This window comes from Leucobacter sp. G161, from assembly GCF_001482305.1.
GTDB lineage: Bacteria > Actinomycetota > Actinomycetes > Actinomycetales > Microbacteriaceae > Leucobacter.
In genome coordinates, this window is sequence record NZ_LOHP01000063.1 from 1 (window position 1) to 25,468 (window position 25,468).

20 protein-coding genes and 2 tRNA genes are annotated in these 25,468 nt (G+C 66.5%); 10 read left to right on the forward strand and 12 right to left on the reverse strand.

Annotation, left to right across the window (positions count from 1 at the left end):
* Nucleotides 1-171: 171 nt before the first annotated feature.
* Both AUL38_RS09520 and AUL38_RS09525 read right to left on the reverse strand, forming a co-directional pair.
* Nucleotides 172-245: transfer RNA gene (locus AUL38_RS09520), tRNA-Arg, on the reverse strand.
* A gap of 49 nt (nt 246-294) precedes the next feature.
* Complete coding sequence (locus AUL38_RS09525; RefSeq protein WP_059061505.1) at nt 295-1,896, reverse strand: fatty acyl-CoA synthetase; 1,602 nt, start codon at nt 1,894-1,896, stop codon at nt 295-297.
* A 116-nt stretch (nt 1,897-2,012) separates the two neighbouring features.
* Between AUL38_RS09525 and AUL38_RS09530 the strand changes: the two genes are divergently transcribed.
* The 3 genes from AUL38_RS09530 to AUL38_RS09540 all read left to right on the forward strand — a co-directional run bounded on the left by AUL38_RS09530 (nt 2,013) and on the right by AUL38_RS09540 (nt 7,516).
* Entirely contained in the window at nt 2,013-2,585 is a 573-nt protein-coding gene (locus tag AUL38_RS09530; RefSeq protein ID WP_235590682.1) for an adenine phosphoribosyltransferase, read from the forward strand.
* Nucleotides 2,582-5,701, forward strand: coding sequence for a DUF2207 domain-containing protein (locus AUL38_RS09535; RefSeq protein ID WP_059061508.1), 3,120 nt, complete (start codon nt 2,582-2,584; stop codon nt 5,699-5,701). The genes AUL38_RS09530 and AUL38_RS09535 overlap by 4 nt, the downstream gene beginning before the upstream one ends.
* Before the next feature lie 72 nt (nt 5,702-5,773).
* Nucleotides 5,774-7,516 (forward strand): AMP-binding protein, encoded by a 1,743-nt coding sequence (locus AUL38_RS09540; RefSeq protein ID WP_235590677.1) that lies wholly within the window; start codon nt 5,774-5,776, stop codon nt 7,514-7,516.
* On the opposite strand, the gene AUL38_RS09545 is transcribed toward AUL38_RS09540, so the two are convergent.
* Complete coding sequence (locus tag AUL38_RS09545) at nt 7,513-8,538, reverse strand: o-succinylbenzoate synthase (RefSeq protein WP_059061509.1); 1,026 nt, start codon at nt 8,536-8,538, stop codon at nt 7,513-7,515. The two genes, AUL38_RS09540 and AUL38_RS09545, sit on opposite strands and share 4 nt — an antisense overlap.
* Nucleotides 8,539-8,681: 143 nt before the next feature.
* On the opposite strand from AUL38_RS09545, the gene AUL38_RS09550 reads away from it, so the two are divergent.
* From AUL38_RS09550 to AUL38_RS09565, 4 genes are all read left to right on the forward strand, one after another.
* Complete coding sequence (locus AUL38_RS09550; RefSeq protein ID WP_083506757.1) at nt 8,682-9,476, forward strand: VIT family protein; 795 nt, start codon at nt 8,682-8,684, stop codon at nt 9,474-9,476.
* 14 nt (nt 9,477-9,490) lie between these two features.
* Nucleotides 9,491-10,405 carry a 1,4-dihydroxy-2-naphthoyl-CoA synthase gene (locus AUL38_RS09555; protein ID WP_059061511.1) on the forward strand — a complete coding sequence of 305 codons (915 nt, stop codon included), beginning with the start codon at nt 9,491-9,493 and terminating at the stop codon, nt 10,403-10,405.
* Nucleotides 10,406-11,280: 875 nt separating this feature from the next.
* Nucleotides 11,281-12,525, forward strand: a complete 1,245-nt coding sequence (locus AUL38_RS09560) for an AMP-binding protein (protein WP_235590678.1) — start codon at nt 11,281-11,283, stop codon at nt 12,523-12,525.
* On the forward strand, nt 12,522-13,475 hold the full coding sequence (locus AUL38_RS09565; protein ID WP_059061513.1) for a 1,4-dihydroxy-2-naphthoate polyprenyltransferase: 954 nt from the start codon (nt 12,522-12,524) through the stop codon (nt 13,473-13,475). The genes AUL38_RS09560 and AUL38_RS09565 overlap by 4 nt, the downstream gene beginning before the upstream one ends.
* Here AUL38_RS09565 and AUL38_RS09570 read toward each other — a convergent pair.
* Entirely contained in the window at nt 13,439-14,755 is a 1,317-nt protein-coding gene (locus AUL38_RS09570) for an acyltransferase (RefSeq protein WP_059061515.1), read from the reverse strand. The genes AUL38_RS09565 and AUL38_RS09570 overlap by 37 nt on opposite strands.
* A 345-nt stretch (nt 14,756-15,100) precedes the next feature.
* Here AUL38_RS09570 and AUL38_RS09575 point away from each other — a divergent pair, with 345 nt between their 5' ends.
* The 3 genes from AUL38_RS09575 to AUL38_RS09585 are packed head-to-tail and all read left to right on the forward strand — an operon-like array spanning nt 15,101 to nt 19,368.
* Nucleotides 15,101-16,993 (forward strand): ABC transporter ATP-binding protein, encoded by a 1,893-nt coding sequence (locus AUL38_RS09575; RefSeq protein ID WP_083506759.1) that lies wholly within the window; start codon nt 15,101-15,103, stop codon nt 16,991-16,993.
* The gene (locus tag AUL38_RS09580; protein ID WP_059061517.1) at nt 16,990-18,816 is read left to right on the forward strand and encodes an ABC transporter ATP-binding protein; all 1,827 of its coding nucleotides are present in this window, start codon (nt 16,990-16,992) and stop codon (nt 18,814-18,816) included. Before AUL38_RS09575 ends, AUL38_RS09580 begins: the two co-directional genes overlap by 4 nt.
* 9 nt (nt 18,817-18,825) lie before the next feature.
* The gene (locus tag AUL38_RS09585; protein ID WP_153006547.1) at nt 18,826-19,368 is read left to right on the forward strand and encodes an HPP family protein; all 543 of its coding nucleotides are present in this window, start codon (nt 18,826-18,828) and stop codon (nt 19,366-19,368) included.
* A 21-nt stretch (nt 19,369-19,389) separates the two neighbouring features.
* Here AUL38_RS09585 and AUL38_RS09590 read toward each other — a convergent pair whose 3' ends face one another.
* The 8 genes from AUL38_RS09590 to AUL38_RS09625 all read right to left on the reverse strand — a co-directional run bounded on the left by AUL38_RS09590 (nt 19,390) and on the right by AUL38_RS09625 (nt 25,448).
* On the reverse strand, nt 19,390-20,505 hold the full coding sequence (locus AUL38_RS09590; RefSeq protein ID WP_059061521.1) for a hypothetical protein: 1,116 nt from the start codon (nt 20,503-20,505) through the stop codon (nt 19,390-19,392).
* Nucleotides 20,506-20,647: 142 nt separating this feature from the next.
* A tRNA-Ser gene (locus AUL38_RS09595) sits at nt 20,648-20,739 on the reverse strand.
* A gap of 58 nt (nt 20,740-20,797) precedes the next feature.
* Nucleotides 20,798-22,069 (reverse strand): LCP family protein, encoded by a 1,272-nt coding sequence (locus AUL38_RS09600; protein ID WP_059061523.1) that lies wholly within the window; start codon nt 22,067-22,069, stop codon nt 20,798-20,800.
* A gap of 889 nt (nt 22,070-22,958) precedes the next feature.
* Nucleotides 22,959-23,294 carry a hypothetical protein gene (locus tag AUL38_RS09605; RefSeq protein WP_059061525.1) on the reverse strand — a complete coding sequence of 112 codons (336 nt, stop codon included), beginning with the start codon at nt 23,292-23,294 and terminating at the stop codon, nt 22,959-22,961.
* 239 nt (nt 23,295-23,533) lie between these two features.
* A complete protein-coding gene (locus AUL38_RS09610; RefSeq protein WP_059061527.1) occupies nt 23,534-24,376 on the reverse strand; it encodes a phage major capsid protein in 843 nt (280 codons plus the stop codon).
* A 177-nt stretch (nt 24,377-24,553) separates the two neighbouring features.
* Entirely contained in the window at nt 24,554-25,009 is a 456-nt protein-coding gene (locus AUL38_RS09615) for a hypothetical protein (RefSeq protein WP_059061529.1), read from the reverse strand.
* The gene (locus AUL38_RS09620; RefSeq protein WP_059061532.1) at nt 25,009-25,254 is read right to left on the reverse strand and encodes a hypothetical protein; all 246 of its coding nucleotides are present in this window, start codon (nt 25,252-25,254) and stop codon (nt 25,009-25,011) included. Before AUL38_RS09620 ends, AUL38_RS09615 begins: the two co-directional genes overlap by 1 nt.
* The gene (locus AUL38_RS09625) at nt 25,251-25,448 is read right to left on the reverse strand and encodes a hypothetical protein (protein WP_059061533.1); all 198 of its coding nucleotides are present in this window, start codon (nt 25,446-25,448) and stop codon (nt 25,251-25,253) included. Before AUL38_RS09625 ends, AUL38_RS09620 begins: the two co-directional genes overlap by 4 nt.
* Nucleotides 25,449-25,468: the final 20 nt, after the last annotated feature.

The window sequence follows — 25,468 nt, forward strand, 5'->3', positions numbered from 1 at the left end:
GGGGCTCTGGCTACGTGCTGGATGGGTGGGGAGGGACTGACACTCCCGGAACCATCCACACGTTTTGTCCTATAAGCCCCGTTACACACATTCTGGCCGGTAACCCGCGGCCTCACCCGGAGAACGCAGAAACCCCCGCCGCTTCCGCGACGGGGGTTTCTGGTGATGTTGTGCGCCCCAAGGGATTCGAACCCCTGACCTTCTGATCCGTAGTCAGATGCTCTATCCAGCTGAGCTAGGGGCGCAGTGTTAAACTCTCAACTTGAAATACATTACACGAAAGTTGGGCCATGTTCAAAACGGGGTGGGAGCCGCCTGCGCGAATTGCTCCCGAAGCTCACGTTTGAGGATCTTTCCACTCGGGTTTTTTGGCAGAATCTCAACGATGTGGACGATTGTCGGCACTTTGAACGCCGCGAGTCGCTCGCGCGTGTGGGCGCGGAGCTCTTCCTGCGTGGCGGAGGTTCCTGCGACGAGCACGACGGCCGCGGTAACGGTCTCGACCCACTTCGGGTGCGGTGTGGCGAACACTGCACACTCGGCGATCGCTGCGTGCTCGTATAGTGCCTCCTCGACCTCTCGGCTTGCGACGTTCTCGCCGCCGGTGTTGATCATGTCCTTGTTGCGGTCGACGATGCGCAGCCGGCCGTCTTCGTCAAACACTCCGAGGTCGCCCGAGTGGAACCAGCCGCCGCGGAACGCCTCGGCGGTCTGCTCCGGGGCATTCCAGTAGCCGAGCGCGAGCTGGGGGCTGCGGTGCACGATCTCGCCGACCTCGCCGACGGGGACCGAGTTGCCTGCCTCGTCGACCACGCGGGTTTCGACGTGCAGCACCGGCCGGCCCGCGGAGCCAGCGTGGCTGAGCTGCTCGTGCGGCGGGAGGATCGTCGCCACGGGAGCAAGCTCGGTCTGGCCGTAGAAGTTCCACAGTTGCAGCCCGGGAAGTCGCTGCTGGAGCTCGTGGAGCACCTCGACGGGCATCGCAGCTGCGCCGTAGTAGCCCTTCTTCAGGCTGGACAGGTCTGCGGTGTCGAAATCGGGGGAGCGCAGCAGTGAAATCCATACGGTGGGCGGTGCGAAGAACTTGGTGACGCGGTGTTCAGCGATCATGCGCAAGACGGTCGTTGGTTCGGGCGCAGGCAGCAGGATGCTTGTCGCGCCGAGCATGATGTCCGGCCCGAGGAAGCAGTCGAGCTGGGCGCAGTGGTAGAGGGGCAGCGCGTGGAGTTCGACGTCGTCGCCCGACATGCCTCCCTCGACGACGGCGCTCAGGTACTCGGAGCTCAGCGAGCGGCTCGAGTGCACGGCGCCCTTCGGCCGCGATTCGGTGCCGCTCGTGAACATGATGCGCAGCGGATCGTCAGGCCCAAGCGTCGCTGGGGGCTCGACGTCGGTCGCCGTTGCGAGCAGCTCCTCGAAGGGTATCCAGCCGCACGTTGGCGCGGTCGCGAGGTCGCTTGTGATCTCGACGAGCGTGTCGGCGCCCACACCTGAGTGCGCCAGCGCGGCTTCTGCGGTCGGCACGAGCGCGGATTGCACGATGAGCATCGTTGGCGATGATGCCGCGATGAGCGGCCCGATTTCACTGGGGGTGAGCACGAAGTTCAGCGGCACCAGGATTGCCCCGGCGCGGGCGGCCCCGTACGCGGTGACGGCGAACTGCCAGCAGTTGCGGCTGAGCAGCACGACCCGGTCGCCTGGCTTGACGCCAGCGTCGGTGAGCGCGTTCGCAAAACGGTTCGCGAACCTGTCGAACTCGGCGAAGCTCAGCGTCGTCTCACCATCAATCAGCGCCGGCTTGTTGGGGTGCCGTGCTGCTGTGCGCCGCAGGTGTTCCCCGATCGTGTCAGCCCGGGCCGTGGAAACGGTCGCGGAGAGTGCCTGATCGAACAGCATCGTGATACCTCACCTCGTTGTAAAGCAAATCACCCGCAGTGCGGGTGAACGTAACGATAGCAATGACAGCGGCAGACCTCTACCCTCCTTCGGGAGGTACGATGAAGTACGTGCCTATGAACACTGATAGCGACGAGCTCGCGATGCCGCACTTTCCCGAGCCGAGCGCAGAGCTCGCGCGAGCAGAGAAGCTCATCCTGGGAATTCCCGATTACCCGGCTCCCGGGATCATCTTCCGGGACATCATGCCGCTGCTCGCGGACGGTCGAGCGTTGCGGGCGACGGTTGACGCGCTCATCGCTCCTTTCCTCGGCACCTTCGATGTGATCGCGGGGCTTGAGGCCCGCGGCTTCCTACTTGCGAGTGCCGCAGCGTACTCGACAGGTACTGGCCTCCTGCCCATCCGGAAGGCTGGCAAGCTGCCCCGCCCCGCGGCGTCCGTCGGCTACGAACTCGAGTACGGTGTGGCCGAGGTCGAGGCGCACGATGATCTTCCCGCTGGCAGCCGCGTTCTGCTCATTGACGACGTGCTCGCTACCGGAGGCACGCTCGAAGCGGCCCGTGAGCTGCTCGAGATGCTCGGCTACACCGTCGCCGGTACCGCGGTGCTCTTCGAGATCAATGGCCTTGGCGGCCGTGCCGCGGTTGCGGATCCGAACCTCCACACAGTGTTCACCAGCGGCGTGTGAGTCCGCGGGCGAAGAAACGGAGCGGCTCGGATGCCGCGGCGGCCGCTGAGCTGCCGGGGAGCGATTTCAACCCGCTGAGCTCAGGGCGAATTCCCGATCCGCAGCCCGAGCACACGCCGCTCTTCAGATGGCTCGCGGGCAGACTCGACGGTATCGAACAGTTTCTGCGCGCACGTGGCGGGAAGGGTCTGCGCACCGGGATCCGCCTATTCTGGGGGCTGCTCGCCGCCATCGGTGTCTTCCTGCTCGTCGGCCCGGTGCTGAACAAGCCCATGAGCTTTGACGACGTTATTGCCGCCGCCAATGTCTCGGACGTTGACTGGATCGCGCGCGACGCGGCAATCGACTACGAGGTGGATCGCGCGCCTGACGGCACGTTCTCTGCGCGCGTCACGGAGCGCTTCCTCGCGAACTTCGCCAACGGGCCCGAGCCTGACGTGGTTCGCACACTCGTCACCGAGGTCAATGGAAACGACGCCGAGTTCGCACTGCTCGGGGCGCTGATTGACGGCGTGCCAGCCGACACCACGGTGAAACGGCATCCGATCACAACTGACGTCACGATGCGCGCCCCAGGCGGGGAGCGGCTCGACGGCGAACGCGAGATCGTGCTTGAGTACGAACTCCATCACCTCGCGCGCCCCGCGAACGATCGCGCAACGGGCGAGGCTATCGACGAGTGGAACTGGCCGCTCTTCGCGCCGAGCTGGCCGCAGGCAACCAAAGGCCTTGAAGTGTCGGTGACGCTGCCGCGCGTTCTCGATGAAGCGCTGGTACGGCAGCCGCATGCGACTGTCGGCTGGCTTCTCGTCTCTGGGAACGTGTGGCTCACGCCCAACACGGAAACCGCCGAAACCGTCAGTTACGCCTTTGAGAACACTGATTCGTTGCCGCCGCACGCTGACGTCTGGGTGGAGTTCTCCTTCGCCGAGGGCACGTTCGCGCAGCCCCAGAAGACTGCGCTGTTCTGGGTGCAGACTTGGGGTCCGTTGCTCCCGCTCGGGGCGCTCGCGCTGCTCATGCTGTTCGCGCTCGCCGCACGCTGGATCGTCTGGGCTGATTCTGCTGGCGAGCCGTGGTTCACCGCCCGCGACGAGCCGCCGTCGCAGCTCAGCCCGATGCTGGCAGCGGAACTCATGGAGAAGCCCCGACACGCAGAACTCGTCGCGGAGCTCGCCGCGGGGCCCCCTGAGCACAGCGGCGTCGGAGGCTCGCTACACGGCCTGTGGCTGCGCGCCATCGCCCAAGCTGGCCGTCGCGCCGGCAGGCTCGGAAACCTCCCAGCGGTTTTCCGGTGGCGATCCCGCTGGGCGCGGCAGGAAACCGCCGTCGAGCAGCGGCTGCGGTGGCGCCCTGACAGCTACGTCAGAGATACGTTTATTCTCGCGCCAATTGCGGTCACGCTGCTGCAGTGGGGCCTGCTCAGGCAGCTGTCACACCAGGTCATCCTGCTTGTCGTGTGGTGGCCCGCGCTGTTTGTGCTCGCCTCGACCGTGATCGCCGCTGTCGCGCTCTGGGCGGTCGCCCGTCCTCGCCCGCTGACGCGCAAGGGTGCGCTCGCGGTGCAGCAGCTGCGCGGGATCGACGTCTTCGCCCGCACGACGCGCCTGCTTGACCGCGGCCCGGTGACTGATCCGCTGCTGCCGTATGCCGTGTTGTTTAGTTCTCCGCGCACGGCTGGCAATGTGATCACCGCGCACGCTGAGCGTGACGCTGGTGAGCGGGGGCTTGCGGCGGGGTGGCGCGGTGAACACTTCCTGTCGATCCCGGCGCTACTCTCGCTTGTCGCCGCGGGCGCGCTCTTCGCGGGCTCGATTGTGCTCGTGAGCACGCAACCGGCGCCGTATGGGCAGGACGAGTTTCTCACCTGGCCGTCATCTGAGTCGCGCGGCTCGATTTGGTCGCAGACCGAGGGGTTCAGCATCGAAGCTGAGCTCACGCGAGACTCGACTGGTGGCGCCAAGCTCGCCGTGACCGAGCACATTACCGCAGGCTTCGCTGCCGGCGGTGCGTCCGTTCCACAGTTCGAGCGCGAGTGGCCGCGGGAGCGGCAGGGGCAGGATCTCGGTCTTGAGGTGGAAGCGGTGCTCGTCGACGGCGCAGAGGTTCCGTTCACGGAATCCGCTGGCTCGTCGACGACGAAGATCACGACCAAGCTGAGCGAGGTACGTAACGGCACACTTCCCGTCGAGGTGCGGTACTCGCTGGCGAGCCCTGCGGTCGAAGTGCGCGACGGTGGTGGCGTTGCACAGCAACTCCGCTGGACCGCGATGCACTGGTTCTGGGATGACACCTTTTACGCCGAACTGGCCAACCCATACGCGGGCTCCGAGCCCGTGCGGCCGATCAGGGTGCAGCTCACGATCGCGCCGGAGCTCGTCGAGCAGGTTCAGTCGGGCGGGTGGATCGGGCACGGCGACCCCAAGAAGATTCCGATGGAAAGCGGAACAGGTCTGAACGACTGGCGCACCGAACGCGACATGTACACCGATGCGGGGCGGATAGAGCTCCTCGTCGGGGCTCAGGAACTGGCGGCTGACGGCGCGCTTGTTGTGACGGTCGACGCCGATGAGGTGCAATCCCGCCCCGCGCCTCCGCCCGGGGAAGCGGCGAGCGCAGGCGACGCCGAGTACGTCGTCGACGCAACGCTCAACGCGGGCCTCGGCCAGCACGAGCTCGGTCTGGGCAGTGACCTCGGCGCAGTGTTGAACTTTGCCGACGGCACCTTCACAAATGTCACTGAGGGGGCGGCGAAGGCCTACCGTGCCGAGCGTGCAGCGCCGCTAGCAGGCCTGGCCGGGTTCACGGGGCTCGTGTTCGCTGCCGCGGCTGGGCTGTTCGTGTTCGCGCTGCGTCGCGCCGGCGCCGCTGGGCCTTCGATCGTGCTCACCTCGTTCGTCACGCTTCCGCTGCTCGCCACCGCCCAGGCGGTCGTCTTCTGGTGGGTGACCGGCCCGATGGCGGGAAGCGAAGGGGCAGCCGCTGGCCTGATCGTCGCCTCGCTCGTGATGTGGGCTGCGATCGCCGCGCAGTGGATCGCGGTCGTCCGTGGCGCGGCGACGGCCCCGAACCGAGCAACGACGCGCGACACCGCCGCGCAGCGGACGAAGTCATAGTTATCGCCTGTTAACTCCTCAGGTTGTGCGAGGGGTGGTGCATTTCTGGCCTTCGTGAGCGAGACTGGGATCGTGACTGAGAGCTTTTTTGCCGCAAGAGACCAATTGTTGACCCTGCAGGGCGACCCGGAGCGGGCTCGGGCCGAGTTCCGCTGGCCCGATGTCGGGGACAACTTCAACTGGGCGCACGACGTGTTCGACCTCATTGCCGAGGACAACGACACGACAGCGCTGTGGATCGCTGAGGAGACCGGACGGGAGTACAAGCGCAGCTTCCGAGAGCTGAAGCGACGTTCCGACCAGGTTGCGAACTGGCTGCGTGGCATCGGTGCCAAGCGTGGCGACATCGCGATGCTCATGCTCGGCAACCATGTCGAGCTGTGGGAGATCATGCTCGCGGCGATGAAGCTGGGCGTCGTGATCCTCCCCACGTCGGTCGTGCTTGGGCCGCAGGAGCTCGTCGACCGCGTCGAGCGCGGCAATGTGCGGTGGGTGTTCGCGGGCCCCGAGGACGCGGTGAAGTTCGCCTCCATTCCAGGCGACTTCCTTGGGATCGGGGTGCGGCTCGAAGAAGGCACGATGGATCAGCGCGCCGCGCTATACAACTGGGCCCGCTTCGAGGAGTCCCGTTCTGCGTCGGTCGCGCCCGTCGCGAAGCTGACGGCGAGCACTGACCCAGCGCTGTTGTACTTCACCTCTGGCACGACGAAGTTGCCGAAGATCGCCGTGCACTCGCACACGAGCTACCCGCTCGGGCACTTCACCACAATGGCGTGGCTGGGTGTTCGTCCGGGTGACGTTCACTCGGTCATCAGCGCCCCCGGCTGGGCGAAGCACGCCTGGTCGAGCTTCTTCGGCCCCTGGAACGTTGGCGCAACCGTGTACGTCGCGAACTACGCGAAGTTCAAGGCCGAGCGCATCATCGCCGAGCTCGATCGCGTTGGCGTGACGAGCTTCTGTGCGCCACCGACGGTCTGGCGGATGCTTATCCAGAGCGAACTGGGCGCGAAGCCCGCCGCGCTGCGTGAGGTCGTATCGGCCGGTGAGCCGCTCAACCCCGAGGTGATTTCGCGCATCGAGGAGAGCTGGGGGCTCGTGCTCCGCGACGGCTACGGCCAAACCGAGACGACCGCGACGATCGGCAACATGCCTGGTGAAACTGTGGTTCCCGGAGCCATGGGTAAGCCGCTGCCCGGCGTCGATATCGTACTCATCGACCCGATGACCGGCGAAGAGAGCGATGAGGGCGAAGCCTGCCTGCGGCTCGGGCCCGAGGACGGCGGTAAGGGTGCGGCACGACCGGTGAACCTCATGACCGGCTACTACGGCAACCCCGAGGCGACGGCGGACGCGATGGCCGGCGGTTTCTACCACACCGGCGATGTCGCGCAGCGCGACGAGCACGGCTCACTCACCTTCGTTGGGCGCACCGACGATATTTTCAAGGCGAGCGACTTCAAGGTGTCGCCGTTCGAGGTCGAGAGCGTGCTCCTCGAGCACGACTTCGTCGCCGAGGCGGCCGTCGTGGGGTGTCCCGACGATACGCGCCTGAACGTGACGAAGGCGTACGTCTCGCTTCCCGCCGATGTTGCGGCAACTGAGGAGACCGCGCGCGCGATTCTCGTGCACGCCCGCAAGGCGTTGCCCGCCTACATGCGCGTGCGCAGGGTCGAGTTCTTCGCGCTCCCGAAGACGACCTCGGGCAAGATCCGCCGCGTCGAACTGCGGCAGCGCGAGGAGGTCGCGCACTCGGCTGGCGAACGCATCGTCTCCGGGTGGCGCGAGGAAGACTTCCCCGACCTCAAGGACGCCTAGCCGGCCGCAGACAGCTCCGCGTAGCAGCGCTCGATCCGCTCGCGCCACCAGCGTTCGCGCTCCGGTGTGGCCCTGAAACGATCGAGCGCTGCGGCGTCAAGCGTCATACGGCGCACCGGCAGCTCGCCGCCCTCGGGGAGGAGCGGCCGGTCGACGACGTCGCCGGCGAGGAGCGCGACCGTGCCGAGCCCGCACGCGCCGGCGAGCACGCCCTCGGGGAGGGCCGCGGCAAGGTGCAGCCCCATGGAGACGCCGACCGAGGTGTCGAGCGCGCTCGATACGATCACCGGTAGCTGGGCCTCCGCAATGATCCGCAGGGCCGGGGCGATGCCCCCGAGCGGCTGCGCCTTCACCACGAGCAGATCCGCGGCGCCTGCGCGCGCGACAGCGAGCGGATCCTCCGCTTTGCGCACGCTCTCGTCGGCCGCGATCCGCAGTGCGACTCCCGCGTCCGCGAGCCGTTCGCGCAGCTCGGCGAGTTCCGGCACGCTCGCGCACGGTTGCTCGGCGTAGTCGAGATCGAACACCGCGAGCTGCGTGAGCGCCGCGAATGCGTCGGCGACGGACCAGCCACCGTTCGCATCCACACGCACGTGCGCGTCATCTCCGAGCGCCGCGCGGACCGCAGCGACCCGCGCGATGTCGTCGGCGAGCGTCTGGCCGCGCTCGGCGACCTTCACCTTCGCGGTGCGACAGCCGGGGAACCTGGCGAGCACGCCAGGGACCTCGGCGGCGAGCACCGCCGGCACCGTCGCGTTCACCGCGATGCGCTCCCGCAGCGTGCGCGGCACCTCGCTCCACCCGAACTCGATCGCGGCCGCCAGCCAGCGAGAGCTCTCCGCGTCACCGTACTCGGGGAAGGGAGAGAACTCGCTCGCGCCAGCTGGCGACTCGAAGATCACGGCTTCGCGTTCGGTGATGCCGCGGAATCTCGTGCGGGTGGGAATCGCGACCACGCGCGCGCTATCGAGGAGCTCCCTCAGCGGTGGAATCGCGGTGCTGCGCAGCCCATCTATTGCCATGCCCCGATTGTCTCACCTTGGTTAGGCTTACCTAAAAAAGTAGCTCTGACCAGGGTAAAGGCAAGCCTAACCTTGCTTGCGGTACCCGAAAAAGAGGCGCACACTGGGGGAAGAAACACCCCGAACTGGGGGAAGGGGATCCCATGACACTCGAAGCAACACGCACCACCACGACGCAGCTGGGGGAGCCCGCTGGGCAGTCCCAGACCGGAACCGACGCGCTCGCCGCGGGTGACGGCGGGCCAGAACCGCGCTCGGCGCGCATCGGTCAGAAGCTCAACTGGCTCCGCGCCGGCGTGCTCGGCGCGAACGACGGCATCGTCTCCGTCGCCGGCGTCGTCATCGGCGTCGCCGCGGCCACCCCGGGCAACACTGTCGCGGTCGCGACCGCTGGTGTTGCCGCGCTCGTCGCCGGCGCCTTCTCGATGGCCGGCGGCGAATACGTCTCAGTGAGCACACAGCGCGACACCGAGAAGGCGCTCATCGACCAGAAACGCCGCTCGCTCGCCGAACAGCCAGCGGTTGAGCTGCGCGGCCTCGCCGGGTTCTACCGCAGGCGCGGGGTGTCCGCGGCTCTCGCGACGCAGGTCGCCGAGGAGCTCAGCGCCCACGACGCACTTGCCGCACACGCTGAGGTCGAACTCGGCATCGACCCTGATGAGTACACGAGCCCGTGGGCAGCAGCGATCTCCTCGTTCGTCGCGTTCACGGTCGGCGGGCTGTTGCCGCTCATCATGATCCTGCTTCCGCTCGGCGCTGGTCGTATCCCGGCAGCGGGCCTCGCGGTGCTCGTTGGGCTCGTGCTCACCGGGTGGATCTCGGCCAAGCTCGGCGAGGCGCCACGGGCGCGTGCCGTCTTGCGGAACGTGCTTATGGGTGGCGCGACGATGATCGCGACCTACCTCATCGGATTGCTGTTCGGCGTCGCCGTCGGATAGCTAGGCTGGGGGGCATGACCAAGCAGGTTTCTGACATCTTTGATCCGAGCGTGTGGGAGGTCGCCCCCGGCGCCGAGGGCTACACCGACATCACCGCGCACCTGAGCCTCGACGGCCGCATCGCGCGCATCGCGGTCGAGCGGCCAGAGGTGCGCAACGCCTTCCGGCCGCACACCGTCGACGAGCTGTTCGACGCGCTCGACCGGGTGCGCGTGAACCCGAAGGTCGGCGTCGTGCTGCTCACCGGCAACGGGCCGAGCCAGAAAGACGGCGGCTGGGCGTTCTGCTCGGGCGGCGACCAGCGCATCCGCGGCCGCGACGGCTACAAGTACTCCGACTCCGAGACGGCAGTTGGCCCCGAGGCGCTCGCGCGCGCCGGCCGACTGCACATCCTCGAGGTGCAGCGACTCATCCGCTTCATGCCGAAGGTCGTCATCGCGCTCGTTCCGGGGTGGGCGGCAGGCGGCGGGCACTCGCTCAACGTGGTGTGCGATCTCACGATTGCGAGCCGCGAGCACGCGAAGTTCAAGCAGACCGATGCCGACGTTGGCTCCTTCGACGCCGGGTACGGCAGCGCCTACTTCGCGAAGCAGGTCGGCCAGAAGAACGCCCGCGAGATCTTCTTCCTCGCCCGCGAATACGACGCCGAGCGCGCCCGCGAGATCGGCGCCGTGAACGAGGTCGTACCGCACGCTGAGCTCGAGTCGACCGGCATCGAGTGGGCGCGCGAGATCCTCGGGAAGTCGCCGACCGCGATCCGCATGCTCAAGTACGCGATGAACGCCGTCGACGACGGCATCGTCGGGCAGCAGCTCTTCGCCGGTGAGACGACGCGCCTCGCCTACGGCACCGACGAGGCTGTTGAGGGACGCGACTCGTTCCTCGAGAAGCGCGACCCCGACTGGTCGCCGTTCCCGTACCACTACTAGGAACTGGCTGCGCTGCTGCGCTGCTGCGCTGCCGCGCCGCGGGGTCACGACGGAGGCCCGTTGCGCTCTGCCCAGCAACCCGGCCCCGTTTTTCCGTTCTGAGCCTTATACGGCCTGTGTAAGGCACAGAACGAAAAACTGGGGCTCGGAAGGATACTGGGGCGGGTCAGTTGGGGCCGCAAACTGATATGAGGGGTTCTTCACGGTTGAGCGTGTAGGCCTCGGCAAGCAGGAGCGCCGAACAGACATGCCCTGAGCAAAGTCAGGGTGTTTTCGCTGCTGATCAATCCTGACTTCGCTGAGGACATGTCTTCTGAGCGCTATTCAGGGGCGTTCTTTGCTGTGCAGGTGTAGCAGCCGTGGTGAGCGGGAGGGCTTCACAGTGGACCCAGCGGGCCGGAGGAAACCGCTCAGCGCAATCGGGCGCCGCCAGCTGCTCGCCGGCAGTGGGAGCCCCGCAGCGCTCAGACCCGGGCCACCCGGCTTCACCGCGGGAACGCGACGCACCTGCTGGCATCTGTGCGCGGAGCTGCCGCGGGCGCTTCGCGCCCGTGCCGTGGAGGGCAGGCGGGCCCGGGTCGCGCGCATGTCGCAGTAGTCGAGACGCGTTCGTCGGGCCTGGTGGTTATGGCCTTCCGGTGGTTCCAGAAATGCCTCACTCGCCACGTCCATTCGCCAGCACCGGGAGCCCCCACACCCCGAATGTGAAGAGCCACATGCGATTGGGGGCGAGCGTCCGGCACCGCCCATCGCACCTGCTCCGCCCCGAGTTTTCTTTGCTGAGCCTGATGCAGGCTGCAAATGCCTCGGAATAGAAAAATGGGGGGTGGGGGAGGGGCGCGCCTCCTTTCACCGGGGCGCGGTACCCTGGATGGGTGACCGCACCCCACGTTCTCCGCACGATTCCGGTTGAGGATCGCGCCTGGCTCATCGCCGCACTCGACGACGCCCTCGCTGGCGGCGCCCCAATTCTTCCGCTCGCTCCCGGGCTCGACCCGGGAGACCCCGAGATCGAAGCGATCCGCGCGCTCGCGCTGCCCGAGGGCACCGCGGTGGTGGTGCGCACCTCAGGATCGAGCGGGACGCCCAAAGCCGTCGCGCTGTCCCGCGACGCGATCGTGGCGAGCGCTGCGGCGACCGCCGAGACCCTCGGTGGGCCCGGCCAGTGGCTGGTCGCCCTCCCGACGCAGCTGATCTCGGGACTGCAGATGCTCGTGCGCAGCGCCGCCAGCGGCATCGAGCCCGTGTTCGCGCCCGCGGGTGCCGACGCGCGTGCGCTGCTCGACGCGGCGGATCAGCTTGCGCACGACCGGCGCTACGTGTCGCTCGTACCTGTGCAGCTCGCCCGGCTGCTCGATGTCGCCGAAGCCGACGAGGACGCGGCAGAGACGCTCCGCCGCTTCGACGCAGTGCTCGTCGGCGGGCAGGCGGTGTCGCTCGAACTGCGCCGCCGCGCCCACGCCCTCGGCGTGAGCCTGCGCCGGTCGTACGGTATGACCGAGACGGCGGGCGGCTGCGTGTACGACGGCGTCGAGATCGGGGACACGCTCGTGCGTATCCGCGGCGGCGAGGTGCAGCTGGCTGGGCCGACGCTCGCGCTCGGATACCTCGGCGACGACGCGCAGACCAACGACCGGTTCGTGGTCGAGCCCGACCGCGATGGTGTGCCAGTGCGCTGGTATCGCACCGGCGATGCTGGCGAACTGCTGGGCGGCATGCTCACGGTGACCGGGCGGCTCGATCGCGTCGTGATCTCGGGCGGGGTGAACGTGTCGCTCGACGAAATCGAGCGCGTCGCCCGCGAGTATGCCGGGTGGGAGAGCGCGGTCGCGCTCGCCACCGATCACCCGGAGTGGGGATCCCGCCCTGGGCTCGTCGTCGAAACGACGGCGGGCGCCGCACCGTTCGACGAGGTACGCGAGGGCGTGCGGGCGAGGCTCGGAGCCGCCGCAGCGCCCGAGTGGGCGACCGAGGCCGAGCAGCTGCCGCGCCTCGCGGGCGGCAAGCCAGACTATGCCGCCATTGACACGTGGATCCGCTCGCTGCGCCAAAGCCTGGTCCAGCTTGGCGGGACTATACGCGACGCAACCCCACCGGCCGAGAACGAGGAGACAGCGTGAGCACGAAGAACCCGAAACGATCGGGTAACCCCGCCCTGCGCGCCGTCGCCGACGAGCTGATCGCGGCCGGCGAGACCGGCAGAGTGACGTGGCGCGATTGGGTGTCAGGGGCGCGGCTGCGTACGCTGCCGCTCGCGATTGCCCCCGTCGCCGCCGGCGCAGGCATCGCGAACATGCTGCACGAGTTCTCGCTTACCCTCTCGTTGCTCGCGCTCGCGGTGGCCCTGCTGCTGCAGATCGGCGTGAACTACGCGAACGCCTACTCCGACGGCATTCGCGGCACCGACGCGTTTCGGGTCGGCCCTGCCCGGCTCACCGGTTCCGGCAGGGTGAACCCGAAGCGGGTGCTCACCACCGCGCTCGTGTTCTTCGGGCTCGCAGCGGTCGCTGGAATCACGGCCGTGGTCATCAGCGAACGCTGGTGGTTCCTCGCCGTGGGAGCGGTCGCGATCGTCGCCGCCTGGTTCTACACGGGCGGTAAGCGCCCGTACGGCTACGCGGGGCTCGGCGAGCTTGTCGTGTTCATCTTCTTCGGGCTCGTCGCGACCGTGGGAACGGTGTGGTTGCAGACCGAGATCGCGAACCAGGAAATGTGGGTTGCTGGCGCCGGTGTCGGGCTCTTTGCCGTCGCCGTGCTCATCGTTAACAACCTGCGCGATATCCCGACCGACCGCGCGGCCGGCAAACGCACGCTCGCGGTGCGGATCGGTGAGCGCTGGACTCGGGTGCTCTACGTCGTGTGCATGGTGCTGCCGTTTGGCGTCCCGCTGCTGTACGGCTGGGCATACTCGGGCATGATCCTGGTTTGGTTTGTGCTCGCTGCGGTCATTCCCGCGGTCATCATCACGATCACCGCGCGCACCGCACGCGAGCTCATCCTCGTGCTGCAGCTCACGAGCTTTGCGGCGCTTGCCTACGGCGTGCTGCTCGGGATTGCCTTCGCGTTCTGACGCCACTCGCAGCTCGTGAGGAGCGCGGCCGCGAGGAGCGCTGACCCGGCGATCCACGCCCAGACGGCTCCCGTGCCCGCGAGGATGACGAGGACGCCGGCGCCACCCGTGAGGGCCGCTGCCGCGGCGCGAGCGGGCGACGGGGTGGCCGCGGTGCGCACCCAGGCGAGGGCCCGTCGCTCGAGCCGGCACGCGCCGAGCACGGTGAGCGTCACGACAACCGCCACCGCGGCGAGCCAGGCCGGGCGTGACAGCCACCATTCGCTGCCGAGCGGCAGCGGGAGCGTGCCGCCGAGTGCGCCAGTCGCGGTGAGCAGCAGGCCAGCGAGCAGCACCGTCACCGGCATGTGCCACGAGTAAATCGTCATCGACCGCGCATTCAGGGCCTGCGCAATATCCCGCACTGCTGGCACGCTCGCGAGGCGTGCAAGGTGCGGCCTGAGCGCGGCGAACACCGCGAGCTGCACGACCCCGAGCAGCGCGAGCACAGCGGTGGGCGGGTTCAACGCCTCGAAAAGGTTTGCCGGTGAAGCCCCCACCGCGATGAGCGCGGCGCCACAGCCGAGCGAGGCAAGCGCGAGCCGGGGCCCTGGCACGATGCCGTCGGAGAGGAAGAACCCGAGCTGCTGCACGAACAGCCACACGAGCAGCAGATTCGCGAAGCCGATCGCGTCGACACCGGTGACAAAGCGTAGGCCATCGACGAGCAGGATTCCGACGCCGAGCAGCGCGAGCGTGGTTCGCGGGGCGCGCTCGTGCAGCGTGAGCAGGGCCGGGACGAGCGCGGAGCACAGCACGTACACGCCGAGGAACCAGAGGGGCTGACTCATCCGCCAGCCCGCGGTAGCGACGATCGAGGGGTCCACCCCGCTGAGCGTGAGCACGCCGAGCACGAGTGTCGTTGCCCCCGCTGCGAGGAGCGGTATCGGGAGGAGCCTGCCGAGCCTGGAGGCGACGTAGCCGGGCGCGGTCACCCCGCGGCCACGCTGTCTGCGGTAGTGGGTCGCCGAAGCGAAGCCGCCTGCGATGAAGAACAGTGGCATCATCTGGGCAAACCACGAGAACACGGTGAAGCCATCCCACGGTTCAAGCGCGTTCTCGAGCACGGCCTTGCCGCCCTGCACGCTCACGCCGACCATGAGCGCGTGCACGACGACGACCGCGATGAGGGAGGCGGCGCGCACGAGATCCACCGCGGCGTCCCGGGTGCCGGTACTCGCACGCGGTGTGCGGCCAGACGAGGCGGCAGACGGCGCGGATGGGGAGCTGATGAGCGACATAGTGGATCCTTCCGGGTGGAACACCAGCATCTCGGCATGGAGCACTGTGGCGCGTCACCTTCAGGAGCGAATCCCTACCCCTACCGGGGGACTACGCGGGGATCTCACGGCCGGGACGCGCCGGTCGCGCAAAATAAACCTTGCGCCGGTTCGATCAGAACGGATAGGGTGACTTCTTGGAATCCCCACGACCCGGAAAGGAGCAGTTCATGACTCGCGTCATCGCATTCACAGCAGCTGCTCGTCCGGGCAGCGCGCTGACCGGACATTAGTTCTGGGCCATTTTCGGCCTGCTCTTCCATCACCGCACTCGCGCCACTGGCGCAATCCTCTCGTTTAGGGATCATGTCTTCCTCATCTTCAGTATCACTGTCGTTGCCCCGGGCACTCGGCAGGCTCATCCCGTTCGCCAAGCCCGCCAAGTGGTGGCTGCTTGCGGGCCTCATCGTCGCGCTCGCCGGATCCGTCGCGAGCCTCATCATCCCCATCGTGCTGCAGGAGGTCGTTGACGGCCCGCTCCGCACGGGAGATCGCACCGCGATCCTCTGGGGCGTCGCTGCCGTGCTCGGGCTCGGCATCGCCGAAGCACTCTTCATCTTCCTGCGCCGCCGCTTCGTGCTGCGCCCCATGACCGAGGTCGAGTTCACGATCCGGCAAACCTTCTACGAGCGGCTGCAGCGCCTCCCCGTCGCGTTCCACGACCGGTGGCAGTCGGGGCAGCTACTCAGCCGCATGATGCAGGACATCGGGCTGATTCGCCGCTGGCTCACCTTCGGCCTCATCATGCTCATCGTGAACGTCCTCACCATGCTCATCGGCATTGGGCTGTTGTTCCGCTGGCACTGGGTACTCGGCACCGTGTTCTTCGTCTGCTCGCTCCCCATCTGGGTCGTCGGCTACCGCTTCGAACAGAAGTACGGTGCGCTGTCGCGCAAGAGCCAAGACCAGTCAGGCGATCTCGCGACCGCGGTCGAGGAGAGCGTGCACGGCATCCGCGTGCTCAAAGCATTCGGTCGCGGCGGGCACTCGCTCGCGAACTTCCGTAAGCAGGCCGAGACGCTGCGCGGCACCGAGATGGGCAAGGCCCGCGAGGTCGGGATCATGTGGTTCTGGTACGACCTCGTACCGTTCCTCGCGCTCGCCGCATGCCTCTTCACCGGCATCGTCCTCGCCGCGATGGGACAGCTCACCGTTGGCGAGCTCTTCGGCTTCTTCGCGCTCGCCGCCGCGGTGCGCTGGCCAATGAACTCGCTCGGCTTCCTGTTCTCCTTCCTCATCGACGCGCGCACCGCGACCGATCGCGTGTTCGAGGTCTTCGATGCCGAGATCACGATCACGGACCCGGAGCACCCGCGCACCGTCGAAGAGCCACGCGGCGAGCTCGCGTTCCGCGGCGTGCACTTCCGCTTCCCCGATGCGCGCGAGCACGAACGTGATCTCGTCGACGGCCTCGACCTCGTGCTGCGTCCAGGCGAGACGATGGCGCTGGTTGGCGCGACCGGCTCGGGCAAGACGACACTCACCGCACTGCCGACCCGGCTGTACGACGTGACCGCCGGCGCCGTCGAACTCGACGGCGTTGACGTCCGAGACCTCACACTCGAGGAGCTTCGGGGCCGCATCGGCGTCGCGTTTGAGGATCCGATCCTGTTCTCGGCAAGCGTGCGCGAGAACGTGCTGCTCGGGCGTGAAGACCTCGACCCTGAGAGTGCCGAGGCGGATCGCGTGATCCGCGAGGCGATCGATGTCGCGCAGGCGCACTTCGCCTACGACCTGCCCGAGGGGCTGAACACCGAAGTGGGTGAAGAGGGTATGAGCCTCTCCGGTGGCCAGCGACAGCGGCTCGCGCTCGCGCGCGTTGTCGCCGCGGGACCAGACGTGCTCGTGCTCGACGATCCACTGTCCGCGCTCGACGTCGACACCGAGGCGCTCGCGGAAGCCGCGCTTCGACGCGTGCTCGCAACCACGACCGCCCTCATCGTCGCGCACCGACCCTCGACCGTGTCGATGGCCGACCGCGTCGCCGTGATGGAGCGCGGCCGCGTCACCGCAGTCGGTACGCACAGCGAGCTGCTCCGCACGAGCGATCACTACCGCTACCTCATTTCCTCGCTCGAGCCAGGCGAGGAGGCTCCCGCCGCCGCCGATCCGGCAGTCGGCAGCCCGGTGGCCGGCGGCCCGCCACACCCCACAGATACCCCTGACACCACGACCAGCACCGAGGAGGTGGCACGATGAGTTCCGAGAGCGTGCGCGGCACGCGCGGCGAAGACCGCAGCAACTACACCCGCGAGGAGAGCCGTGCCATCAGGCAGCGGTCGCTCAGGCTCCTCGGCTCACTGCTGAAGCCGCTCCGCCGGCTCATCATTCTCACCGCTGGCGTCGTCGTCATTTCCGCGTTGTTCCGCGCAATCGGGCCGTCGCTCATCGCGTTCGGCATCGACGAGGCGCTGCCGCGTGCCGTGAACCACGGCGACTGGGGGCCGGCGATCGGTATCTCGCTCGCCTACCTCGCGATCGGCGGCGGGGGTGCCGCGCTGGTCGGCTGGTACGTCGTGCTCATCGCGAAGCTCACGCAGGCAGTCATGCTTGAGCTGCGGCTGCGCATCTTCCGGCACACGCAGCGACTCAGCCTTGAATTCCACGAGGGCTACACGTCTGGCCGCATCATCTCGCGCCAGACGAGTGATCTCGAGTCGATCCAGGAGCTGCTCTCTGGCAGCCTCTCGGAGCTCATCGACGCGGTGCTACTTGGGACGTTCACGCTCATCGCACTGTTCCTCATCGACTGGCGCAGCGGCGTGCTGCTGGTCTGTATGGGCGTGCCGCTGGCGCTGCTCATGTGGTGGTTCGTCATCGAATCCCAGAAGGGGTTCCGCGCGACCCGCACCGTCTCCGCACGGCTCATCGTGCAGTTCGTTGAGACGATGACCGGCATCCGTGCCGTCCAGGCGTTCCGCCGTGAGAAGCGCAACGACAAGGCGTTCGCGAAGGTGTCTGACGACTACCGTCGCGCGAACCTGCGCGTCGTCAACCTCTTCGGCGTGCTCGATCCCGGCCTGGTGCTGCTCGGTAACATCACCGTCGCGCTCGTGCTGCTCTGGGGCGCCTTCCGAGTGACCGACAATGCGCTCGCGGTGGGTGTGCTGCTCGCGGCCGTGCTGCACGTGCGCAACTTCTTCGGACCGCTCGAGGACATTGCGATGTTCCTGAACTCGTACCAGTCGGCCGTCGCGGCACTCGAAAAGGTCTCGGGTGTGCTCGAGGAGGAGCCGACGGTGCAGGATCCGGAGCGTCCGGTCGCCCTGGCCGCAGCGCGCGGTGCGCTGCGCTTCACCGACGTGAGCTTCCGCTACGGTGGCGCCGACGACCCACGGGTCGTGCTCGACGACTGCAACCTCGACATCCCAGCGGGGCAGACAATCGCGCTCGTCGGCACCACGGGTGCAGGCAAGTCGACGCTCGCGAAGCTCGTCGCCAGGTTCTACGACCCAACCGAGGGCAGGCTCACGCTCGACGGCATCGACCTGCGCGAACTCGACCCCGCCGACATGCGGCGCGCGATCGTGATGGTCACGCAGGAGGCCTACCTCTTTAGTGGCACTGTCGCGGAGAACATCGCGCTCGGGGAGCCCGACGCGACGCCCGAGCAGATCCGTGCGGCGGCCGTCGCCGTGGGTGCCGACGAGTTCATCTCGGCGCTGCCCGACGGCTACGACACTGACGTGAACAAGCGTGGTGGGCGCGTGTCCGCCGGGCAGCGCCAGCTCATCTCGTTCGCGCGCGCGTTCCTCGCGGACCCCGCAGTGCTCATCCTCGACGAGGCCACCGCCTCACTCGACCTACCGAGCGAGCGACTTGTGCAGGATGCGCTGCAGACGCTCCTCGCCGACCGTACCGCGATCATCATCGCGCACCGGTTGTCGACAGTGGCCATTGCTGATCGCGTGCTCGTCATGGAGCACGGTCGCGTCGTGGAAGACGGGACTCCAGCTGAGCTCATCGCCGCCGGCGGCCGCTTCGCAGGTCTCCACGCGGCCTGGGAGGACTCGCTGGCGTAGAGTGGGACCGTGCGAAAAGGGTTGGGAGCCGAGCTGCGTGCGCTCGTGACAAGCACGCAGCCTCGGCTACCCTGGCGCCGGATCGCGCTAGCGGCCATCGGCACAGGGGGAGCGGTCGCGGTACTCGGAGCGCTCGGCTCCTCGATGGATCTCACGCTCCTGTTTCTCGGCTTCGCCCCGAGCTGCCTGCTCGTGTTCGCGCTGCCCGAGGCGCCTGTCTCGCAGCCGACCGCGGTCGTTGGCGGACACATGGTCTCCGCCGCGATCGGACTCGGCATCGGGGCGATTCCGCACTCCGGCTGGTGGGATGGTGAGCTCGCCTCAGCGCTCGCCGGCGCGCTCGCGGCTGCCCTGTCGGTTGTCGCGATGCTCGTGCTCCGGGTGCTGCATCCGCCCGCGGTGGCGAACGCGGTCGTCGTGTGCGTGACGGGGGCCGGCTGGAGCTACCTGTTCGCGCCGGTACTGTTGAGCTCTATCGTGATCGTGGCTGCGGCGATGATCTGGCACCGCTTCAGCGGCGGAACGTACCCGCACCGGTCGACGATTCGGTAGACCGGACCCGCTCGGCCGCCGTCACTCAGTGTTGTCAGGCTGGCCGCGCTTGGCGCGCGTGGACCGTCGCGCCGCCACAGCGAGTGCGATGCCGAGCGCCGCGGTCGCCCCTGCGCCTACGATCCACGGGGTCGGGTTGAACCCGCCAGTGCTGGCGACGTCTGCAGCTTCGCTCGTGCCGGAACCCCTGGTGGGCGCCGGGTCATCGGGTGAGCGCGTTGACGTGTTGCCGGGCGCGGTGTGTCCGGGGCCGGTGGGCTCACGCGCATCCTGTGGGTCTGGATCGGTGCGCGGCTTGGGCGTCTTCGGCTGTCCCTCCTGATCCCGCGACTGCTTCTCCGAGCCGCGATCTGGCGTGTTCGGGGAATGTGGCTGCTGCCCTTGATCCCCATCCTCCGGTGTCGACGCTGGCTTCTCGTCGGGGGAGCCGACCGGCTCCACGGACACCGTGCAGCCCTGGACGGCCCGCGCCAGCACCTGCCCTGGTGTCCACTCCGTTGTCTCAGTGCTGAGCACGCCCGCCGTGACCTCCGAGGTCATGCCTGCGATGAGCGGGACGTCACCACCGACACTGTCGGGCACCGTGACCGTGAAGTCGAGTACGCCCGCCGAGTCTGCGGCGCGGGCGGCGGTTGGGCTGTCGCTCGGGTGGATCTGCGTGCCGTCTGCATCGCTGAGCGCGTCGACATCGTGCAGCCACGTGATCGTGCTGCCCGACACGGTCGCCGATTCCCACGGTGCGCTGGGAAGCTTGCGGTAATTGTCGATCGGAGCGTGGTCGTCGCCCGCCCCGCCGACCGCAACGCCCTGCGAGATCGACACATCGGAAACAGTGAGACCGTCGCCGACCGACACCGTGTTCGTGCTCAACCGGAGGTTCGGATCGAGGGGGAGCTTGACGAAACTGTCCCCAGCCTCGCGCTCAGCTGCGTGCAGCGTGAAATCAGTGATGGACACCCGGAAGCTCCGGCCTGCCATCCAGTCCACCTGAACGTGATGTGAGTTCTCTCCCGCAGGCGACCAGTGCGAGCAAACCGTGTTCGGGTGGTCCGCTTGCGCGGCGGTCGCGCCGACCGGCAGCGCAGAGCCGACGACCGCAGCGGCAACTGCCGCGGCGCCGATGGCCGTTCTGCGCATGCTCCCCCTTTGCGGTGCGAGTTGCCCACGCTACCGGACACGGGGCCAGGCCGTCGAGGGCATGCAGGGGATGCACAGGGGCGATGCAGGGAAAGCACTGAGCCCCACTCCGAAGAGTGGGGCTCAGTGTGTTGCTTGTCTATGGCGGAGACGGGGGGATTTGAACCCCCGGTCGAGTTTAACCCCGACCCTTCATTAGCAGTGAAGTCCGTTCGGCCGCTCCGGCACGTCTCCATGAGCAGGCAACGCCATTTAGTCTAACGGGAAAAACCTGTGCTCGGAAATCCTCGCGCTAGTAGTTTGTGCGCCCGACCACACACGATTCGACATCGGGCTTCAACCCGGTGATCTCAGGGGGAAGCTTGTAGCGCCCGTCCTCGCCCTGTGGGGCCCCGGTCTCGGCTGGCGGAGCCTCGCCCTCGGGCGTTTCCGTGGCGGGTGCCTCAGGCGTTGCTGGCACTTCTGCGGCTCCCTCAGCGGGTGGCGTGGCTACTGCCCCGCCTGTGCCGGTGACGTCGAATGCGGCGCCACTCTCGAGCGTGTCGAAGAGGATCGTGGCGAGCTCCGAATTGGGAAGGAGGCGACCCGACTCGTATGGGTGGTCGACCGTTGGGTACTGCACGAAGTTGATGTTCCCGAGGTCGATGTCGCGCACCGTCCCAGCAGCTGCCTGCATGAACTGCATGCTCTTCATGCTCTCTGAGAGCAGCATGTTGTCGACGGCGGCCTTGGCCAGGTTCCACACCTTGAACGGGTCGGTCAGCGTCTCCGCGCTCTTGAGCTTTCGCATGAGCGAGGACATGAAGACCTGCTGATTGTTGATGCGCGAGATGTCGCTGCCGTCCCCGACGCCGTAGCGGGTGCGGAGGAACTGCAGCGCGTCCCAGCCCTCGAGCGTGTTCATGCCCGCGGGGAGATCAAGGTTCGTCTTCGGGTCAACGAGGGGTTCGGTAAGGCAGACGTCGACGCCGCCGACAGCTTCCGAAATGCCAACGACGCCGTCGAACGTGATGACCGCGGCGTAGGGGATGTCCATGCCGGTGAGCTCGGAGATGGTGCGAGCCACGCATGGCAGTCCGCCATATCCCATGGCCGTGTTGAGCTGCTGCTCACTCATCGCCGGGTAAAAGTCTTCCTCGCCGTCCTCGCTGGGGCAGCTCGGGATCGGCACCATGAGGTCACGCGGGAAGCTGACGACGGTCGCGTTCTTGTGGTCGGCGGAGACGTGCAGCAGGAGGTTCACATCGTTGAGCTCGCCCTCCTCGCCGTCGTCGTATCCCTGGCCAACGCGGGTGTCTGAGCCCGCGAGGAGGATCGTCAGCTCGCCGTCGATTGACTGCGTACCTGCCCCGACCGCGGAGGTGTTTCCGCCGAGATCGACGGTCTTTGCGCTGTTGACGAATCCCCACACGGCGTACGCTGCGGTTGCGACACCGGAGAACGCTACGACGAGCAGCGTCGTGAGTAGGAACCGGCTGACGTTCTTCACGGAGGAAGAGCGTGGGAGCTTTCCGTGGCGTACGACTGATCGGCGCGGCTGCTCTGGCTGCGTCTTTCTCGCCATGCGGTAACTCCCTGTTCGTCGAAGCGGCACGCAAACATGCCGCGCGATCTTGCTAATTTACCCGATGCTTCTGGGCGGAGCCTGGAGCCGGCGAAGAGTTCTTGAAGAACGAAAGATGCCCCGAGCGAATCGCGCGGGGCATCTCGTGGCGGAGGGTAGGAGATTTGAACTTTCAAGCTCCACCCAACTCCAGCAAGCCTCACGGTGCACTAAATGGCATGATAGCAACGATCTGCGGGTGCTACACATGTAGCACCTGCACCCAGAAACATGATGATGCGCCAGCGGTGCCCCATCGTTTGCCCCATGGAAACGTCTGAGCTCACGCAATTCTGAGATTGCGCGCACCAGGTGTCACATTTGTTACACCTGAGCCGAACACACACAAGATGGCCTCTCTGCTGCAGAGGTCATCGACACAGACAGAACTGTCCACATGGTCGGATCTCAAATCCGGTCATCTTTACCCCCGAACCGGGGAAAAGGACCCGTTCTCAAAACTTACCCCAGGTGTAAAGACCTTTACAGGTGACCACTTCGTTGAGCTCAACAACATGATCGCCAAGGGTACTCAGAAGTGAGTACCCCATGACCTGCATCACACAGGCGATGCCGCTCGAGCTCCACGCCGCTGCCGCACCCGATCAAGCACAGTGGGCACGTGCAAAGCGAACCTACCGAGAACGGCGGTCAGGAGCAGCAAGCCCCCTCAAACCAAGACGAACCTCTCGCTCCTCCACAATCTTCGCCAACAAACCACCAGGCCAAGAATTCGACTCAGCCCACACAGACCGCGCCGCCTTCCACTCATCGAACGAACCCCACACCGACTCATCAAACCGCACCAACTCCACCGGCACGCCCTCCAGCCGGTCCACCTTCTTACGCCTCACCGCTTGCCCCCATACACTCCACGAGCCTTACCCGCCGCCGGCAAATCATCATTCGCATCAGGCACACCCAACGTCACCAACAACCGAGCCAAAGCAAGCCGCTGCTGCCGAGCCTCAGCCACAGCCGGATGCAACCTCGCACCCTGCGACGACGCAAGCATCAGACCCTCATCCGACACCAGACCATCCAAATCACCAATCCGGTCACGCACACGACACGCCTGCTCCAACTGCGCAAGCTCATGCTCCGCCAAATCAAACTCACCAGTAACCGACCTCCAAAGCCGCTTACCACCATCACCAAGCCCCCTAGGGGCACGTGTTTCACTCATAATCAATCCTTTCAAGGGTCATTCATTTCAAAGCTCGGAGGGAGCGATCGCTATGCCGCGGGGGCGAACCTGAGTGGCATAGGGGGCTCCCCTCCCCACCCTTCTGTTGGTATGGGTGAGGCCCGCCGCTCCTGGTGTGGAGTTGCGGGCCTCGGTGGCGCAGGTAGGTCTTCACGTCAATTCACTGAAACCCGCTCGCTACCTTCAGGCGAAAGGATGCCTGTTGACGCCTGCTTGTGTCACTCGCTTGTGAGTGAGAACTTTCCGATTCGGTTTGCCTTGACGACGTTCCAACCGATTCGCCAAGTCGCGCGAAGTGCAACGCTGTCGCTGGTGAAGTAGATGCTTTCGTCGGTTGCGACCTTCACTGGTCCGACTGCTGATGCGATCGCGCTGGAGTCGAGAACGATTCCGCTGTTGGCGCTGAGTGCGCTGGTGACTGTGACTGGCAGATCGAGCAGCATCTTCACGCTGTCGTTGGTGCCTGCTCCGAGTAGTGCGGTCTGTGCGCCGGTGCCGGTCTTGATCTTGCGGAGGGCGGCCCATGCGAGGGGGTCGAGGAGGATGCCGGTGGGGGTGCCCCCGTTGGATTCCAGGCCCGCCACCAGATCGATGAGGGGGTCAAGGTTCGCGGTGATGGGGTCGCCCTGAACGATGCCCGGAATGTTCAGGATGCCTGCAGGGGGTGCGGTGTTGCTGCCGGTGGGCTTGGGCTGGGTGAGGAATGCCTCGTTGCCCTTCTTCGTGATCGCACGCTGCACACTCAGCGAGAGTTCCCCCGCGGTGCCCTGCTGGTGGTACTGCTCCTGGGAGAGACGAACGAGCTGGGTGATCTTCGCCGTGTAGACGAGCACCTCGTCAAGCGTCGGGTTTGCCTCGGGGATCTCGGCTGCCTCGGCGGTGAACTGGGCGGTGTCGTCGGTGACGTATGCGACTCGCAGTGCGGGTGCGTCTCCCTCGATCACACCGGCAACGGTGGAGTGCTGGAGGATGAGCGCGTCGGGGACGACCTCGGCGGGGTTGAAGATGCTCTGATCCGGTCGCCATGCCTTGGACGCGGTGAGGGTTGTCTGGGTAGCCATTGTGGGCTCCTGTCCGGTGGCCTGAATAGAAGAAGGCCACCAACGAAAACGAGTGTGTTTCGCCGGTGGCCTCTGGCCTGTCCGGGTTGCCCCTGTCTGGGGCTTCCTTGCAGATAGTCGCGGCCTCGGGCCTGCGGTAGAACCTGCACTAATGATTCTACCGCAGACCGGGGACTTTTACCTCTTGGGGGCGAATGCCGTGTCGAAGTCGGCCTGTGGGACGAATGCGGCGGACTCGGCTCCTGCGCGTATCTTCGGTAGCTCGGTGAACATGTAGGGCTTGTGTTCCAGGAGTCCACTCATGAGCGTTTCGAAGGCTTCGGGGTCGAGGGTGCCGCCGTTGGTGAAGATTTCCTCGGTGTCGATCCCGGCGTCCTGGAGGGCGTCGAGGTTGAACTGTTTGCCCCCGATTGCGTGTGCAGTGAGGTGGGCGCGGAGAAGTTCGGTGCGTGCTGCGTGTAGCGAGTTTTTGAGTGTGTCGCGTTCGGTTTCGGTGTCTCGCAACTGGCGACGGTATTTCGCGGCCTCCCGTCCGGGCTTGCTGGTGTCGTCTGGCGTCTCGGTAGTGGGAGGTTCCAGTGTGGCCTCTGTCGTGGTGTCGGTCGGGTTCTCGGTCACGGTTTCCTCGGTCATTATTTGTTCCTTTCGTTGAGCTGCATTCGCAGCGCGTTGATGGTTTGGTCGCGTCGGGCGACTTGTTGTTGAGCGGTTCGTGCCGCCGCTTCGGCGCGCGTGACGCGGTCGCGAAGTGCGATGTTTTCTGCGGACAGCCGAACTGCTACTTGTCTGTCGCGGTCGCCGTCTTTGGCTTTGACTCGTGATGTGGCGGCTTCGCGCCTGAGCCTTTGCACGTACTCGAGAGTGAACGTCTCTGTCACGGTTGGGTGTCCCTTCGTTCGTGTGCTTCGGTGAGGTCGTGGATTCGATTCACGAATTTGTACGCATCGGCGTATTCCATGAACCCGGCCCGTTTGACTCCCATGTAGATGACGATGACGTGTCGGTCGGTTGTGCCGTCGTCGTTTCTGAACTCGTAATCTCGGGCTTTGAAGCCTGAAAACTTTTGGTGCATGTGATGCCCATTTCTTGCGT

What these genes read in the sequence shown, in the direction of transcription:
- AUL38_RS09525 (WP_059061505.1), bottom strand. Translation starts at nt 1,896, where the DNA reads ATGCTGTTCGATCAGGCACTCTCCGCGACCGTTTCCACGGCCCGGGCT.
- AUL38_RS09530 (WP_235590682.1), top strand. Translation starts at nt 2,013, where the DNA reads ATGAACACTGATAGCGACGAGCTCGCGATGCCGCACTTTCCCGAGCCG.
- AUL38_RS09545 (WP_059061509.1), bottom strand. Translation starts at nt 8,538, where the DNA reads ATGGCAATAGATGGGCTGCGCAGCACCGCGATTCCACCGCTGAGGGAG.
- AUL38_RS09550 (WP_083506757.1), top strand. Translation starts at nt 8,682, where the DNA reads ATGACACTCGAAGCAACACGCACCACCACGACGCAGCTGGGGGAGCCC.
- AUL38_RS09555 (WP_059061511.1), top strand. Translation starts at nt 9,491, where the DNA reads ATGACCAAGCAGGTTTCTGACATCTTTGATCCGAGCGTGTGGGAGGTC.
- AUL38_RS09570 (WP_059061515.1), bottom strand. Translation starts at nt 14,755, where the DNA reads ATGTCGCTCATCAGCTCCCCATCCGCGCCGTCTGCCGCCTCGTCTGGC.
- AUL38_RS09575 (WP_083506759.1), top strand. Translation starts at nt 15,101, where the DNA reads ATGTCTTCCTCATCTTCAGTATCACTGTCGTTGCCCCGGGCACTCGGC.
- AUL38_RS09580 (WP_059061517.1), top strand. Translation starts at nt 16,990, where the DNA reads ATGAGTTCCGAGAGCGTGCGCGGCACGCGCGGCGAAGACCGCAGCAAC.
- AUL38_RS09590 (WP_059061521.1), bottom strand. Translation starts at nt 20,505, where the DNA reads ATGCGCAGAACGGCCATCGGCGCCGCGGCAGTTGCCGCTGCGGTCGTC.
- AUL38_RS09600 (WP_059061523.1), bottom strand. Translation starts at nt 22,069, where the DNA reads ATGGCGAGAAAGACGCAGCCAGAGCAGCCGCGCCGATCAGTCGTACGC.
- AUL38_RS09605 (WP_059061525.1), bottom strand. Translation starts at nt 23,294, where the DNA reads ATGAGTGAAACACGTGCCCCTAGGGGGCTTGGTGATGGTGGTAAGCGG.
- AUL38_RS09610 (WP_059061527.1), bottom strand. Translation starts at nt 24,376, where the DNA reads ATGGCTACCCAGACAACCCTCACCGCGTCCAAGGCATGGCGACCGGAT.
- AUL38_RS09615 (WP_059061529.1), bottom strand. Translation starts at nt 25,009, where the DNA reads ATGACCGAGGAAACCGTGACCGAGAACCCGACCGACACCACGACAGAG.
- AUL38_RS09625 (WP_059061533.1), bottom strand. Translation starts at nt 25,448, where the DNA reads ATGCACCAAAAGTTTTCAGGCTTCAAAGCCCGAGATTACGAGTTCAGA.